The sequence below is a fragment of the Pseudomonas sp. SDO524_S393 genome (genome assembly GCF_054071875.1).
This window is the reverse complement of record NZ_JBSVVZ010000002.1, coordinates 89,551-102,873: the sequence shown is the minus strand read 5'-3', so window position 1 is coordinate 102,873 and position 13,323 is coordinate 89,551. Positions and strand designations below refer to the sequence as shown.

Annotated in this window: 17 protein-coding genes; 3 read left to right on the top strand and 14 right to left on the bottom strand. The window is 59.6% G+C overall.

Features of this window, described 5'->3' with window-relative positions:
• Positions 1-5 precede the first annotated feature (5 nt).
• From ACW9IB_RS01955 to ACW9IB_RS01940, 4 genes are all read right to left on the bottom strand, one after another.
• Positions 6-314 (bottom strand): hypothetical protein, encoded by a 309-nt coding sequence (locus ACW9IB_RS01955; protein WP_457412056.1) that lies wholly within the window; start codon positions 312-314, stop codon positions 6-8.
• Positions 315-317: 3 nt separating this feature from the next.
• Positions 318-1,700: an integrating conjugative element protein gene (locus tag ACW9IB_RS01950; RefSeq protein WP_457412055.1), complete on the bottom strand. Its 1,383-nt coding sequence runs from the start codon at positions 1,698-1,700 to the stop codon at positions 318-320.
• Positions 1,697-2,653, bottom strand: coding sequence for a TIGR03756 family integrating conjugative element protein (locus tag ACW9IB_RS01945; protein WP_457412053.1), 957 nt, complete (start codon positions 2,651-2,653; stop codon positions 1,697-1,699). Before ACW9IB_RS01945 ends, ACW9IB_RS01950 begins: the two co-directional genes overlap by 4 nt.
• Before the next feature lie 105 nt (positions 2,654-2,758).
• Entirely contained in the window at positions 2,759-3,013 is a 255-nt protein-coding gene (locus tag ACW9IB_RS01940; protein WP_457412052.1) for a helix-turn-helix domain-containing protein, read from the bottom strand.
• A 169-nt stretch (positions 3,014-3,182) separates the two neighbouring features.
• Here ACW9IB_RS01940 and ACW9IB_RS01935 point away from each other — a divergent pair, with 169 nt between their 5' ends.
• The 3 genes from ACW9IB_RS01935 to ACW9IB_RS01925 all read left to right on the top strand — a co-directional run bounded on the left by ACW9IB_RS01935 (position 3,183) and on the right by ACW9IB_RS01925 (position 4,580).
• Complete coding sequence (locus tag ACW9IB_RS01935) at positions 3,183-3,440, top strand: LasR-specific antiactivator QslA (protein ID WP_016973553.1); 258 nt, start codon at positions 3,183-3,185, stop codon at positions 3,438-3,440.
• A 145-nt stretch (positions 3,441-3,585) separates the two neighbouring features.
• Complete coding sequence (locus tag ACW9IB_RS01930; protein WP_016973552.1) at positions 3,586-3,849, top strand: hypothetical protein; 264 nt, start codon at positions 3,586-3,588, stop codon at positions 3,847-3,849.
• Complete coding sequence (locus tag ACW9IB_RS01925; protein ID WP_457412050.1) at positions 3,846-4,580, top strand: zeta toxin family protein; 735 nt, start codon at positions 3,846-3,848, stop codon at positions 4,578-4,580. The genes ACW9IB_RS01930 and ACW9IB_RS01925 overlap by 4 nt, the downstream gene beginning before the upstream one ends.
• Before the next feature lie 36 nt (positions 4,581-4,616).
• Here ACW9IB_RS01925 and ACW9IB_RS01920 read toward each other — a convergent pair whose 3' ends face one another.
• The 10 genes from ACW9IB_RS01920 to ACW9IB_RS01875 form a co-directional block, all read right to left on the bottom strand.
• The gene (locus ACW9IB_RS01920) at positions 4,617-7,370 is read right to left on the bottom strand and encodes a conjugative transfer ATPase (protein WP_457412048.1); all 2,754 of its coding nucleotides are present in this window, start codon (positions 7,368-7,370) and stop codon (positions 4,617-4,619) included.
• Positions 7,370-7,786 carry a TIGR03751 family conjugal transfer lipoprotein gene (locus ACW9IB_RS01915; RefSeq protein WP_457412047.1) on the bottom strand — a complete coding sequence of 139 codons (417 nt, stop codon included), beginning with the start codon at positions 7,784-7,786 and terminating at the stop codon, positions 7,370-7,372. The genes ACW9IB_RS01920 and ACW9IB_RS01915 overlap by 1 nt, the downstream gene beginning before the upstream one ends.
• Positions 7,749-9,266: a TIGR03752 family integrating conjugative element protein gene (locus ACW9IB_RS01910; protein WP_457412046.1), complete on the bottom strand. Its 1,518-nt coding sequence runs from the start codon at positions 9,264-9,266 to the stop codon at positions 7,749-7,751. Before ACW9IB_RS01910 ends, ACW9IB_RS01915 begins: the two co-directional genes overlap by 38 nt.
• The gene (locus ACW9IB_RS01905) at positions 9,256-10,068 is read right to left on the bottom strand and encodes a TIGR03749 family integrating conjugative element protein (RefSeq protein WP_457412044.1); all 813 of its coding nucleotides are present in this window, start codon (positions 10,066-10,068) and stop codon (positions 9,256-9,258) included. Before ACW9IB_RS01905 ends, ACW9IB_RS01910 begins: the two co-directional genes overlap by 11 nt.
• Positions 10,065-10,706: a PFL_4703 family integrating conjugative element protein gene (locus ACW9IB_RS01900; RefSeq protein WP_277378134.1), complete on the bottom strand. Its 642-nt coding sequence runs from the start codon at positions 10,704-10,706 to the stop codon at positions 10,065-10,067. The genes ACW9IB_RS01905 and ACW9IB_RS01900 overlap by 4 nt, the downstream gene beginning before the upstream one ends.
• Positions 10,703-11,116, bottom strand: coding sequence for a TIGR03750 family conjugal transfer protein (locus ACW9IB_RS01895; RefSeq protein WP_457412043.1), 414 nt, complete (start codon positions 11,114-11,116; stop codon positions 10,703-10,705). The genes ACW9IB_RS01900 and ACW9IB_RS01895 overlap by 4 nt, the downstream gene beginning before the upstream one ends.
• 7 nt (positions 11,117-11,123) lie before the next feature.
• Positions 11,124-11,495, bottom strand: coding sequence for a TIGR03745 family integrating conjugative element membrane protein (locus ACW9IB_RS01890; protein ID WP_104993674.1), 372 nt, complete (start codon positions 11,493-11,495; stop codon positions 11,124-11,126).
• Positions 11,496-11,512: 17 nt separating this feature from the next.
• The gene (locus ACW9IB_RS01885) at positions 11,513-11,752 is read right to left on the bottom strand and encodes a TIGR03758 family integrating conjugative element protein (protein WP_457412042.1); all 240 of its coding nucleotides are present in this window, start codon (positions 11,750-11,752) and stop codon (positions 11,513-11,515) included.
• Positions 11,749-12,081 (bottom strand): integrative conjugative element protein, RAQPRD family, encoded by a 333-nt coding sequence (locus ACW9IB_RS01880; RefSeq protein WP_457412041.1) that lies wholly within the window; start codon positions 12,079-12,081, stop codon positions 11,749-11,751. The genes ACW9IB_RS01885 and ACW9IB_RS01880 overlap by 4 nt, the downstream gene beginning before the upstream one ends.
• Before the next feature lie 207 nt (positions 12,082-12,288).
• Positions 12,289-13,269, bottom strand: coding sequence for an integrase domain-containing protein (locus ACW9IB_RS01875; protein ID WP_457412040.1), 981 nt, complete (start codon positions 13,267-13,269; stop codon positions 12,289-12,291).
• Between the last annotated feature and the right edge of the window lie 54 nt (positions 13,270-13,323).

The window sequence follows — 13,323 nt, the reverse complement described above, 5'->3', positions numbered from 1 at the left end:
TGACCTCACAGTCGGGTGAGCTCGACGCAGGTAAAGAGCACGAGCCCTAATGCCCCGATGCGTTTCACGCGCAGTCGATCCTGTGGTCGATGGCGGTAGCGCCGAAGCAGATCCCACCAGAGCGCAAAGAGGGCGCCGTAGAGCAGAGCGCGCCACCACTGCAGATAAGGCCGCACGGATTCGAATGCCTGCTGCCAGACCTCAAAGCTACCCAGCGCAGTGCGGCCGATCCAGGCGATCAGTGCGGCGGTGAGGATCATCACCGCGGCAATCCCCAGACTCGAAAGCAAAGTGAAGAACCATGAGCGTTTCATGGCTCACTTGCGCCTGGCGTCAGCGTCATTGAGTCGACCGGGCTCGGGGTCGCCTTGCCCGACGGTGCGCGAAGCATCGGCGCCACCGGCATGCCGATCGAGCACCAGGCTGGCGGTATTGGTGGCGAGCATCTGCCGGACCTGCAGTTCGGTTTGTAGCAGGCGTATTTCGCGCTCTAAGGCGTCGATATTTTTCGTCAAGGCGGTTTGAGCCGGCTCGGCTGAAGCGATGTTCGGTTCGTGACTGCCCGCCAGCAGCGTGCGCAGTAGCAGTAGCGCCTTGTCGAGTACGCTAGACAAGGCCGTCTCACTGGCCAGTCGTCGTGCTAATAGTTCCTGGTCGGGATCGTCGCGCAGGGCTTCGATCACACCGCGGGTCACCGGCAGCATCGGGCTGGAGGCTTTAGTGAGATTGTCAGGGGTTGGTGGTAGAGCGCCCGACAGCAACCCTTGCAGGGCCTTGAGACGTTCGCTGTAGGCTTCCTGAATCAACGGCGTCAATCCGCTGCCAGCGGTCGCACGCAGGGTTTCGCAGGTGTCGCAGGTCGCGACTTCGCTCTCGCCCAACACGCGAACGGCCCATTCGGACTCCTCTTGGGGCGAGGCCCAGGTCTGGCAAATAGCGCCACCCTGGCAATCGCTGCTACTGATCGAGGCGCTGTCATCCACCGACCGGTTATGCAGCAGGTTATAGCCCGCACGGACCACGTCGGCGGTCACCCGAATGGGTGTCTGCCCATTGCCTCCAGCCTTCGAACCGCCGACCCAGGACACCCCATTGTTGCCGTTATGGGTCTCGGTGTTTTTCACCGCGGCCACTGCATCACCGCCGGTTTGCTCCAGATTGCCCTGCATCTCCTGGTTCTTGGCCAGCGCGCCCCAACCGGCTTGGCCGACTTTGTCGGCCATTTTCTCGGCCATGGCCTGGCAGGTCAGCTTGGAGCGATCGAAGTCGATACGCCCCTGCATCACCCCGTTACTGAGCAACTCATAGAGGCCGGGGTTGGCACGCTGGATGATCAACGCCGGCAGCGACATCACCGCTTGGGTCGCGTTCTGCACGATGCTGCCCATGATCTGCTGGAAACCTTCGGTGGCGCCGTTCAGCTGGTTTTGCAGGGTATTGGTGAGGCTCATGTTGCCGCACATCATGTTCGCTCGCCAGGACCCGCCGACACCGAGACCACTGGGTCGGTAGAGCGAACTCGGTGACCCGACTGCCGAACCGCCGCCGATGGTGTACATCACCCGGTCGTCGAGCACTTCGCCCTGCGTCCCCAGACGGTAATTGTCCTCGGCGGCGTGGGCATGCCTGGCCATGGCGAGCAGTCCGTAGAGCAACAGACTCATTACACCCAACCTGGGTCGCGCGAGAAGCCGACTCATGAAGCACCGCCTTCGAAGTCGATGCTAAACAGAAAGGTCTGCCCCTCACGTTTGCAGCAGCTATAGGGACGCCACAGCGACCAGGCGTAGCCGCCATCAGCGCTCTGTGCCGGATCGCTGGGGAAGATGGCGCACGTGGGCTGAACCTGAGGGTAGAGCAATTGCCATTTGTGGGTCGAAGCGTCGTTTTCAACGATCGGGCCAGGCGGCCAGTAGCCGTCGCCTTTCGCGGGCGTGAGCGGTAAGTACACATGCGGCTGCCCGTTACGGGTAATCACATCGCCGGCCCGTTGTGCCATGACGGCGGCCGCCTTGAAGTCGTCGGGCTGTACCAGAAAGCCTTGCCGGGGATAAACGTTGCCCCACATGTTTCCCGAAGCCTGCCGACCGATTTCACGGATTCCCGGCATGAGCGACTCGGGGTAAAGACTTTCCGGTAAGCCATGGCGCCAGGCCAGCGAGTCCAGGGTGCTCAGGTAGTAGGGCATGAACGCAGTTGCACCGCTGGCGCAGCCATAGCCGGATTGAGAAGCCAATTGCGTGGCGGCCCAGCCACCAGGGTGGCCAATACCGTCGACGTTCTTGAAGCGGGGCAGGTTGTCACGGCGGGTGTTCGGGGTGATCAGGTTGCCGCCACCCTCCGCGCCGCTGATGGGAGCGGAGAGTGTAGCCATCTCGGTCCAGGGGTTGTTGCCGGTGGTGGCGTAGCTCGAGACCACCAGTTCAGGAATGAAATGACGAACCTTGGTCGAGGTTTTGACGGTGCAGCCGAAGGGCGTGCAGAGCAGCCAGAAACAAATGCCGACGACCCTGTAGGCGAGGCAGTTTGGCGAAAACACGGAGGCCGTGATGCTGGCGGTGTCCAGCGCCATGCTGGGGCCACACGCCAGCAGAATGCATAGCGCCAAGGGCCGTAGCTTTGTGGGCGGGATTGACGAGCAGGCAACAGGCATGATCCAGGCACTCGGTGTATGGCCTGGGCAGGTTCGGATACGGACTGAAGACTGTCAGTGGAAATTATGAAGGCGGAACTATCGGATTTGTGAGGCGTGAGACTATTATTTGACGTGAAGGGAGCTGCGCAGAATATCGGGTTCTACAAGTAGCTGATCTGTGGTGATTTCGAGAATATTGGCGAGTTTGCACAGGACCATCAGCGACGGATTGCCCGTGCATCGTTCGATTTGACTGACGTAGGTACGATCGACCTCAGCCATGAGCGCCAACTGCTCTTGGGTAAGGTTCTTTATACGTCGCATCAAGCGGATGTTTTCCGCCAGTTGCAGGCGCAGCTGTTCGTAGTCTTGAGTCATGCGCGCAAATTGCGCTTTGAGGGACTCTCAATCCACGGGATATAGTCTACATTGGTATTGATCTAGGCCATTTGATGCTGATGTCTGTTATCGAGCGTTCATTTGGTGTCGTTATGATTTCGAAGCTGGGTCCAGCGTCTAACAATAAGATCAGCAATCTAGGGTGTGTATGGACGAAAACTACATTTCAATTCCCGCGGCGGATGGTTGCCCGAGTCTTCTGACACCTTGGGGCAGCGAGTTTGCCCCGATGATCGAACGTGGCGTGCAATGCGCCCAGGCTTGGCTTGATACGCCCGGCGAGATACCCCTGTGGTGGGAGCTGGCGCAAACCCGCAAGACGTTTCCTGTTGGCGACTGCCAGGATGCGTTTGAAGCCGGATTCCTGTTGAGGATTCAGCAGCGGCTTCAGAGCGTGTCACATTAAAAACTCTTGAAAGGTATGGTTCCAGACGCTATTCCTCTAGAATGGAGCCGACAGAACCAGCCTTTGCCCTGTTACCAACAGGCTCACGTAGCTAAGATTCTGATTAAGTGCAAATTCTGCACGCTCTGAGAACGTGGAGCGCGATATGAAAGCCAAACGAGTGTCGAGTGACGAAGTGTTGAGTGATGACCTGGTGAGCCGGCTGGAGAATAAGATCCCGGTCATGGCTGAAGGCGCCATCAATACCGCCTATATCAACGCGCTGGCTGCTGGCCGTAGCGTGATGGAAGTCGTGAACGGCATGCTTGTTGAAACGACTGCCGACGGTAAGCACAAGGTCATTCGGGTGGCTAAACCCAAGCACAAAGTGACGCAGGGTGGTGTCATCAAGGTGCGCCGCTGCTCATGATTGTCCCTCGGTTGAGGGTCTTTGCTGGACCCAACGGCTCCGGCAAGAGCACGATGAAAAGTGCCATCCCTTCCCACCTGATCGGCATATATATTAACCCGGATGAAATCGAGAAGGCTGCCAAAGAGAGCGGCCGTCTGGAGTTCAGTGATTTTCAACTGGAAGCTGAGAGTGATGAAATCCTCGGTTTCATTCGGGAGCATCGGCTGGTCAGGTCCGCCCGGCTTGATGAGGAGGCGGCCAAAATAGGCTTTAGCGGCAACGGCCTGAGTTTTCAGGCGGTCGCGACGAACTCCTATTTTGCCTCCGTGCTCTCTGACTTCATTCGGAACAAGCTCCTCGAAGAGCAACTGTCTTTCACCTTCGAGACGGTGATGTCCAGCGAAGACAAAGTCGCTTTTATGCTCAAGGCGAGAGCGTCGGGATACCGAACCTACCTCTACTTCGTGGCAACTGAAGACCCAGACATCAATATCAACAGGGTCAAGAACCGTGTTGCGGCAGGTGGGCACCCAGTTCCTACAGAGAAAATTGTACAGCGCTACGCCCGTTGCTTGAACCTGTTGCCTGCGGCTATTGCCGCTTCGAATCGGGCCTACATCTTTGATAACTCCGGTGCCGACCTGGTGCTGCTGGCCGAAGTTACGGATGGCACTGACCTTGAGTTCAAGGTTGATGAGGTTCCTGACTGGTTCATGGATGCCTACGTTGAAAAAGTGTCCAATGGCTAGCTGCTGGATAGGCCAGAGCGGTGAGCTACTCCTCCCTTAACTCGGCTCTATTCCTCGTGCGCTATCGATCCGTTCGGCTACCCGGTAAGCCGCTTCCAACTCCGAGCAGCCGTGCTCCTGCATCAATGTCCAGCGCTCGGCTTTTTCCTCGGGCTCTGTCATGGCCAGGGCGAGGTAAAGACTGGGTGGCACGGTTCGAAACAGCGTTTCGAGCTTCTTTGACAGCACGACCCCTTCGGTGTATTTCCCTGGTTCCTTGCTGGCGGAAAGCAGCAGCGCTTTCTGTGCCGGCGTGAGTTTCTTGAACCTTGCGATTTCTTCGATTTCCGCCGGTGGCATGTTCAAACAAATCCACCACTCGATCATGTTGAGCATGGTCTGCGCGGCCGTGGGGAAGTCGGCAAGGTTCTGTGTGGCGAGCCAGAACCAGGCACCGAGCTTGCGCCACATCTTCGTGCCTTTGACCACGAACGGCGCCAGCAGCGGATTCTTGGTGATGATATGGCCCTCGTCGGTGACCATGATGATCGGTCGACCCAGGTACTGGTCGCGCTCGGCAAGGTTGTTCACGGTGTTCATCAGGCTGATGTAGCTGATGGACATCTGGGCTTCGTAGCCTTCTCGAGCGTAAGTGGCGAGATCGACAATGGTCACATCGCTCTCGGGCCAAGGCGTACCTTCGCGATCGAACAGTTCACCCTCGAAACCCTGGCAAAACAGGTCGATGGACTCACCCATTTCCTGGGCGCGCTCGCGGCGCTTTTCCGGCAAGTGCGGGTCGGCGGCGACGCGCAGCAAGGCGTCGCGCACGTCGCGGGTCAGCACCTGACGGCCCGCTGCGATACAGGTCTGCGCCGCATCGAGAATGCACTCGCGGATCAAGCTGCGATCGGCTCGACTCAGGCGCGCCTCTTCCTTGGCCTCGCCGCCGGTGATCATCAGGCGGGCGGTGATTTCCAGTTCGCCGAGAATATCGCGCTGGTCTTCGCGACTGGTTCCCACCTCATCGTCCAGCTCATCGATCGACAGACTCGCCACCTGATCCGGCTGCTCGACCAGGCGCCAAGCATCGGCGAACGGGGCGAGACTGACCGAGGCGCCAGGTTTCAATTGGACCTTGTTGACCGACAGGCCCTGTGTCGCGAAGTAGTCGCCCTGCAAACCAAACGAATTACCGGCCTCGACGATAAAAAGGCGAGGGCGGTACACCGCCATGACCTGCATCAACAGGGTGACCAGGGTGGCCGACTTGCCGGCGCCGGTCGGGCCGAACAGTAGCAGATGACCGTTCATGGCCCGGTCCAGGCGTGACAGAGGGTCGAAGCTCAGTGGCGAACCGCCGCGGTTGAACAGGGTGATGCCCGGGTGGCCGGTCCCCGTGCTGCGGCCCCAGACGGGGGCGAGATTCGCCAGGTGCTGGGTGAACATCAGGCGGGTGTACCAGTTGCGCGTGTCGCGGGCCGGGTTGTAAGCCATTGGCAACCAACGCAGGTAACTGTTGCAGGCGGCGACTTCATCGCCTTCGCGTACCGGTTGTAGCCCCGCACCCAGCAGTGCGCTGGCCAGGTTGACCGAGCGCTGGTGAAGTTGCTGTTCATCGTGACCGCGCACGTAGAACGCCAGCGTGCCGCGGTACAGCTTATGCTGGCGACCAATGATCGCGCGAGCCTCTTCAACATCCTGACGGGTCTGGGTCGAGGCCAGGTTTTCCCCGATAGCTTTGCGCGCCAGGCGGTTCAACTGCTCCTCGAGCACATCTTGCGGTTTGACCAGCAGGGTCAGACTCATCACCGTGCCTTCAGGCAACTGGTCGAACAGCGCATTCACCGCGTCGCCCTTGCGGGTTTCTCCGGTGAGTTGGCCAATCAAGGGGGCTCGGCGCAGCTTGTCCACCACCATCACCCGGTGGGGTTGACCATCGAAGTACCACAGTCCGTGCTGCACATCTGAACGCGGCTCATTGAAGAACAGCCGCTCGGCGAAGTCATGATCGAAGGGCAGTTCCAGCGACTCACCGGCGCCCGACTCCGGATAGACCACGCGGCGGTAGAACTCCTCGGGCGCTTCATCGGTGAGCTTGGGTGCCGGATTGAACCAGGGCAATAACCAGGCATACAGACCGCGGCCATCGACTTGCGTCGATTGCACGCCGCACGCCTGCAACGAAGCACCGATACGTTCGCAAGTCTGTTGCAGAGATTGCACCGGGGTGAGCCCCGTTTCCTCAGCGTCAGACTCGAGCCAGCGATAGACCACCAGGCGCACCCGGCGGTTGTTACCGCGCCAGGGCAGGCGTGTCACCACCTTATCGTCAAACAGACCGCCGGGCTTGGCGATGGCCTTAAGATGGCGGCGAGTAAGCTCCAGGTACGCTTGGGTGAAGACCGTGTCTCGCGCGCTGTCCTGAATATAATCGGTGAGCCGGGTCAGGTAGGGGGTGAAGTCGTTGTCATTCTGGCAGAAAAACTGCGCCACCCAAGGCACTTGATCCAACTCATCGAAACTGTCCTGCAGGGCATCCTCAAGGGCATCGCGGGCCGCCATCAGCCAATCGGGTTCGCGCCCTTCGGTGCCGAGGGGCAGCAACTCGAACACCGCACCTACCGAGCGATTGTCATCCAGCAAAAAACACTGCTCGGTGTCGAGATATTCGACCCAGGGCAGGTGATCGGTGAAGCTGGGGTTGTGCGCATACAGTGCGGCGTCATCGGCCAAGGTGGCGCGAGGGCGCAATGGGTGGCGCCAGGCTTTCCACGCAGATGTGCGTTTGCCCGATTCGCTGGTACGCACTACAAGTCTTCCTGACGTTCACCCGGTAATGCGTACTGCACCCGTTGGTAGAACGGAAAGACGGTCGAATAACCCGGGATTGGTGACTGCTCGGTACCACTCAAATGCGGATATACGTACAGCACTAGATCGGGATTGGGTAAGCGAGGGAACAGGTTGCGGATCTCGCTCGCCGCTGTGCGTGTGTACGGTTCCTGGAGAGCAACCGAGAAATCCCCCTGCGCCAACGGGCGGCGTAACTGCTGCCGAGCCTCCAGTAGTTGCTGCTGAGTGCCTTGCGAACCGGCGCTGTTCCAGATGTCCAGCATGGTTTGCTCGCCATGCGGCAAAAGCGTGTCCTTGTCGGTAGAACACCCCGTTATGACCCAGCAGAACACGCTAATCCAGGTCAGGCAGGGAAGTACGGTCTTTTTCATGGCGAACGCTCCGGCCCTTGGGCTCGTAGTCGATGGTGATCTCATGGTCGAGGTGCAGGGCGACCTGTGCTGCCGGTGGTACGTACACGGCAGCAAAGGCTTCGCCATACAGTTTGTTGACCCACTCGCGGATGTCGCTGACTCCACCACTGAGAATTGAATTCAGCGCGCTGTTGCCACTGCTGTTGGTGACCCCGAGCGTACTGCCGCCCGAACTGATCACGCTGCTGTTGTTCCGCTCATCCCCGAGCAGAGCAGCGACACCGGCGCCGGCGGCTGTGATCAGGCTCTGGCTACCGAGGTACTGTTGGGCGTTCGAGCGGCGCTCGCCGGCGATGCACGGAATGCCGTACGGATCGGACAGGTAACCGAGTCCGCCACGGATCTTGTCGGTGCTCGAACTCTGGGGGGTGGAGGCATTGCGGCTGGCTACCGCCTTCGGCTGAGGCACCGTGCGGATGGTGCCATCGGTAAACACAAAGGTGATTGACTCCACCTGTCCGCGTACGCAAGACAGCGTCCAGTCACCGGACGCCGTGCCGCTCATCACGGCCCCCGCGACGTCCGGCAGGTCGATGCCGTTGGCAGTCAAGTTTTCCGGACCCACCAGCACCTTGAAGGGATAGGGATCATTCACGGTTCCGTCCACCGGGACGCGGCCGATCAGCGCGGTCATGGCGACCGAACCCATCAATGTCGCGTTTTCGGGGATGGTGTAGACCGGCTTCGCGCCTTCGGTACGATCAATGGATCGTGTCAGGTCACGCTCACCCTGGGTGACTGCACGCAGCTGTTTCTGGCTGCGATCAATCGCGTTTTCTTTCAAGCCTTCCAGTGAGTTGAAGGCAGTAGGCAGACTCAATGCGGAGGAGGTCTTGGTTTTGCCTCGTGCGTCGGTGAGCGGAACATCCGAGGGCTCAATCCACTGCATCTCGTCATTGGCAGAATGCTGCCCTTCGAACTGGGCACCATCGCCGGGCTCAAGCCCCAATCCGACTGGCATGTCCTTGCCTTTGCCGGTCAGCCCCGACAACTGCTCCTGCAATTGCGTCAGCAGACCGCGAGCCTGACGACTGTCTTGTTCCGCCTTGAGTCGAGCCTCGTTGGCTTGTCGGCGGCCTTCGTCGACCTGCTGGGTCACACTGCCCAGCGCCGTCTGGATACGCGAATCAACACTGTTTTCCCGCTCGCGCAGGCGGTTGTTTTCCGTCTGCAGTGAATCGTTGTGTTTCTTCAAACCGAGCATATCACTGCGCATGGCCTTCACTTGGCCGACCAGGGTGGCGACGGTGTCGCGTGGGGTATCGCCAGCAATGCCGAGCGACTTGGCTTGCTCGGCGGATAGCTGAAGGTTGCCCTGATCTACCGTGCTCTTTGAAGAGGGAGCGTTACTACCTGCGACCCAGGTTTTCAAAATGATCAACACCACGGCCAGTAGCGCAGCCGGTACCAGCCATTTGAGCAAGGCGTTAGCTTTCATCGTCAGCCCCTCGCGCAACGGGCGGGAGCAGCACCGCGTGTTCGAGGCCGGCTCCGCGGGTGATGAGGTAGGCAACCGTGGTGTCTTCAGCACTGCCGACCGGCCCGAGGAACGCATGCTGGAAGGTCGCGGCGAACAGCTTGGCCTGAAGCCGACGTGGATCGAGTTGCAACGTCGCTGGACCACGATTGCGCAACTTCATCGCCGTCACCCGGTAATCACCGAGCCGCCAGGCGGCGATCGGTGTGCTGGACACGTTTTCGGTCGGCAGCAGGGTCGGCAGTTCGGTGCGTAGCTTGAGTGGTACGCGGCGGACGCCGGGCAAGGATTCTACGGTGCGCAGCGGCGCGTACAGGTTCTGTGCGGCATAGCGTGTCAAGGCGACTGGGATCGGCGTGCGTTCTGGAACAGGGGCGGTGTTAGATTCAGCTTCGGTATCTTGCGCCAGAGCATTTTTGAGAATACGCACAGGCTCCAGCGGCTGGTCGCCAGGCGTGGCCGCGATATCCAGCAGGATGATCTCGCCCGTCGCGACCGATTGCAGTTGCAGGCGGGTCGGAGCAATGGCTTCCGACGCGCGCAGGTACAGCGTTCCACCGGTTGATTGCACGCGCAGCTTGCCCGTCAGGGTTGAGGGCACGCCGACTCGAATAGCCTCATCGACAAAAACTACCCGCTCCTGATTGATCACCAATGGGACCGCGAGGGGAAGGCGTTCCCAATGCATCAGCTCGACGGCCTGCGCCGCAAGTCCCCATAACATCAGTACGACCGTGAGTCCCAGGGTAGACATCCGCTTCATGGTTCACCTCCAGGCAAGGAGATTTTTTGCGGAGTGCCCTGATAACAATCCAGTGCCAGCCCCCACTTATTGCGTTCGGGGTCCAGATCAAAGCGCACTACGCGTAATGGATAACGTACTACCACTCGTTTCACCGGTTCGGCGGCGTAATACTCATCGGCATTGAGGTCGAGCTTGACCAGCCAGCTGTCGCGGTCGAGCTGCTTGACCCTGAGTTCCGGATCTTCGCTGTAGCCTCGGCCCAGGATTTCGTAAACACCGCGCACCCGCTGGCGCAGTTCGCCGGCGGCCTTGCGGTACTCGTAGTCGCCATCGAGGAAGGCCTTGCACGCGGGTGTCAGGTAAGACTGCAAGCCATAGATGGCGCGGCGATAGTCCTGCTCGCCGTCTGAGGGCCAGCGGTTGAGTTGGCCAAAGATGTACAGGGCAAAGGCATAGACATTCTCTGAGGGGATATCCCACCACTTGCGCGTGCTGCCCGAGCGCAGATCCGGGGGTACATGCACGGTCAGATCGGTCGGTGCCGAGCGCCAGCCATACCAGAGTCCGGCACAGACCAGGGCCAGGATCACTACCGCCAGGCGCAGGCTGAAGATGTGGGCCTGTTGGGCATCCACCTTGTTTCGAAATCGGCTCATGACTGCCACCGAGACAGGGCAGGGCGCAGGCGGCGGGAACGGCGAACCGTCCAGGCACCGGAGTGCAGGATCAAACTCCCGCGGCTCAGACGCCAACGGCTGGCGAGCATCCATTCGAGCTTGCGATACAACCAAGTCTCAGGGCGGGCCCGTTTGGCCCGACGCAAAAGAGTGCCGCCAGCAAATAACACCAGCGCCATGCCTGCGATCATGCCGGTTGGCGCCACGGCAATGGAGGCGGTGGCGATCGCCAGCGGAACGCCCAGCAGTAGACCAATGACCGCACCGCCACCGAGCGCCACCCACATCTCATCATTGGTCAAACCGCGCAATACGACGGGATCGCGATTGAGCCGTTCCGGCAGAAAGACCAGGGTGCCGTCGGCAAGGCGTTCGATAGTGTCGTTCATGCCAACCTCACAGAATCGCGGCAGCCTTGGTCAGGAACCAGATGATGATCACCACCAACAGGGCGCCGATACCGACCACCGCGCCGAGGTCCTTCCAGGTCTTGCGCTGGTTTTGGACGTCGGCATACACCGTCAGCGAATGCCAGGCCACACCGAGAAAAGCGAGCAGGGCGATCAGCAGACCCAGCAAGATGCCACCGTCGTAGGCGTAGTTTTTGATCGTCTCGATCAACCCGGAACCTTCGCCGCGCGAAGGGGCCTCCATGGTGGGAAGTTCGGCAAAAGCCAGGCTTGGGCCGAGCACCAACAGCAGACCGATCAAGCGTTGGCTGGCACGATCACGCAGGTTGTTTTTCAGAGGGGCAAAGCACTTGAACATGGCGGCGATCTCCTGGGTTAGGAAAGGGTGAAGAACATCAAAACCAGCAAGGTAAGCAAGACGCGCGCGGCACTGCCGCCGAAGGCGCCAAAGCGCACACTGCCGGCCGCCCAACTCCGGTAAGCCGTCCACATCACCCACGCACACCAAAGCAACGCCAGGACCAGAACCAGGGATAGCCAGAGCGTCGAACTGCTCTGTGCCGAGAAGCCGGAGGCGTTTTGGAACGCTGAGCTCTGGGCGTCGGTCATGCTCATGGCGACGACTCCACAGGCAGTGTGTCGAGACGGTAATCACCGACCAGCTCAGCGGGATCGCGGGGTTGAGCGCGTGAAGGGGACAGATAGCCCCGTATGCCTTGGCGAATACGTTGGATGTCCTGAGACAGGCGGGGATAGTCGAAGCGATAGCGATCGCCGGGTTCAGCCGTACTGGCTACCTCAGCTCGCGTTGCAAGGCGTTCGATGGGGTCGAGTTGCCGCTGGATAAGACTGAGTTGATCCTGCTCATGAGCCGAGGCGGCATAGCTGCTGCCGTGAACAATAGCCAGCGAGAGTAGTAAGCAGCGAAAGACGGAAGTCGGCATGATGCTGTCCCATATGGAGCTGGGAGCAGAATCAAGTCAAAGGGCGAATTATTCCGTAAGAAACCTGAGGTCTGATGAATCGCTTTTTCTGGGAAACGACCATGCCATTCCCAAAGATCCACCAGCACAGTTCACACGTACCTACTGGTCCGATCATGCCGGACTACGTCGCGAGTAGTAGGAACAGCTCCATATCGAATGGCTTGCTCATGTTCGACTACCAATGTAAGTCGATAACAGTTCGACACGGCCGAGCCCCAACTCGTAGCTAATTTGCATTCGGGCATCCTGATCCAGGCGTCGGTCGAGTTGGTAACAACGGCCACCGTTGATGGGCGCGAGATGATGAGTGATCTGCTCATAGCGTTCGCACGCATAGGCGACCCGAAGTTCGTGGAAGCCTTTGAGGTTGTGCGAATGGAGGATCTCTCGTGCGGGATGGACGATTTGCCGTTGTAAATCGACATAGCTTTCGTTCGGTGCAAGCAGATTGCGGCTACCGTTGGGCGAAGCCTGTTCGGCAAATTTCAGCGCGTCACGAATAGGATCATTTACCGTAATCCAACGAAGCGCCGATGCACGTGAGTGGCCACCTTGGATGCCATCTCGGATGTTGATTTTGCCATAGTGTTCGGTCTCATGTTTTAGGCGCGGTAGGTCGGCCAAAATGGCCTCGCGCAAGCGCATGCCGGTGGCTCGGGCCAACTGAACGATGGCTGCCGCGCGCGGCATTTGGTGTTCGCAGAGCACGTCGACGATCCGCTTCACGTGCTCATGGTCTTGGTCTTGCGGCACCGAGCGACGAACACTGGTGCGCCGCATTCCCAAAGTCTTACTCGGACTCGGCACCGCCACGGACCGATCGTCGCGAAGCGCCGCCATAGTCCGGTTCACGCTAGACAACCGGTTTTGCGCGGTGGCGATGCCGATAGCGCCTTGTTCGACTTGTTGGCGCAGATGCCCTGCGTAGTCCAGCAAGGTCTGCGAATCTATCTGTCGCGCATCATTAAATCCCGGCCCATCCTCCGAACGACACCAGCGGACAAACGCCTGCCAGCGATCACTGTGCGCCTTGACCGTGGCGTAATGCCCGCCGCCAAAAAAGTCGCGCAATGCTTGCGGTCCGGCATAACTCAGTTGTCGGCCATAGCCAAAATTGCGTCCATCTCGTCTACCAACCAATGCCATGATCACACTCCTCTCGAAGCCAAACACCTGTGAGGGTTGTCCACTAACGCGGGA

Coding starts and splice junctions, on each gene's coding strand:
- ACW9IB_RS01955 (WP_457412056.1), bottom strand. CDS start 314: ATGAAACGCTCATGGTTCTTCACTTTGCTTTCGAGTCTGGGGATTGCC.
- ACW9IB_RS01950 (WP_457412055.1), bottom strand. CDS start 1,700: ATGAGTCGGCTTCTCGCGCGACCCAGGTTGGGTGTAATGAGTCTGTTG.
- ACW9IB_RS01945 (WP_457412053.1), bottom strand. CDS start 2,653: ATGCCTGTTGCCTGCTCGTCAATCCCGCCCACAAAGCTACGGCCCTTG.
- ACW9IB_RS01940 (WP_457412052.1), bottom strand. CDS start 3,013: ATGACTCAAGACTACGAACAGCTGCGCCTGCAACTGGCGGAAAACATC.
- ACW9IB_RS01935 (WP_016973553.1), top strand. CDS start 3,183: ATGGACGAAAACTACATTTCAATTCCCGCGGCGGATGGTTGCCCGAGT.
- ACW9IB_RS01930 (WP_016973552.1), top strand. CDS start 3,586: ATGAAAGCCAAACGAGTGTCGAGTGACGAAGTGTTGAGTGATGACCTG.
- ACW9IB_RS01925 (WP_457412050.1), top strand. CDS start 3,846: ATGATTGTCCCTCGGTTGAGGGTCTTTGCTGGACCCAACGGCTCCGGC.
- ACW9IB_RS01915 (WP_457412047.1), bottom strand. CDS start 7,786: ATGAAAAAGACCGTACTTCCCTGCCTGACCTGGATTAGCGTGTTCTGC.
- ACW9IB_RS01910 (WP_457412046.1), bottom strand. CDS start 9,266: ATGAAAGCTAACGCCTTGCTCAAATGGCTGGTACCGGCTGCGCTACTG.
- ACW9IB_RS01905 (WP_457412044.1), bottom strand. CDS start 10,068: ATGAAGCGGATGTCTACCCTGGGACTCACGGTCGTACTGATGTTATGG.
- ACW9IB_RS01900 (WP_277378134.1), bottom strand. CDS start 10,706: ATGAGCCGATTTCGAAACAAGGTGGATGCCCAACAGGCCCACATCTTC.
- ACW9IB_RS01895 (WP_457412043.1), bottom strand. CDS start 11,116: ATGAACGACACTATCGAACGCCTTGCCGACGGCACCCTGGTCTTTCTG.
- ACW9IB_RS01890 (WP_104993674.1), bottom strand. CDS start 11,495: ATGTTCAAGTGCTTTGCCCCTCTGAAAAACAACCTGCGTGATCGTGCC.
- ACW9IB_RS01885 (WP_457412042.1), bottom strand. CDS start 11,752: ATGAGCATGACCGACGCCCAGAGCTCAGCGTTCCAAAACGCCTCCGGC.
- ACW9IB_RS01880 (WP_457412041.1), bottom strand. CDS start 12,081: ATGCCGACTTCCGTCTTTCGCTGCTTACTACTCTCGCTGGCTATTGTT.
- ACW9IB_RS01875 (WP_457412040.1), bottom strand. CDS start 13,269: ATGGCATTGGTTGGTAGACGAGATGGACGCAATTTTGGCTATGGCCGA.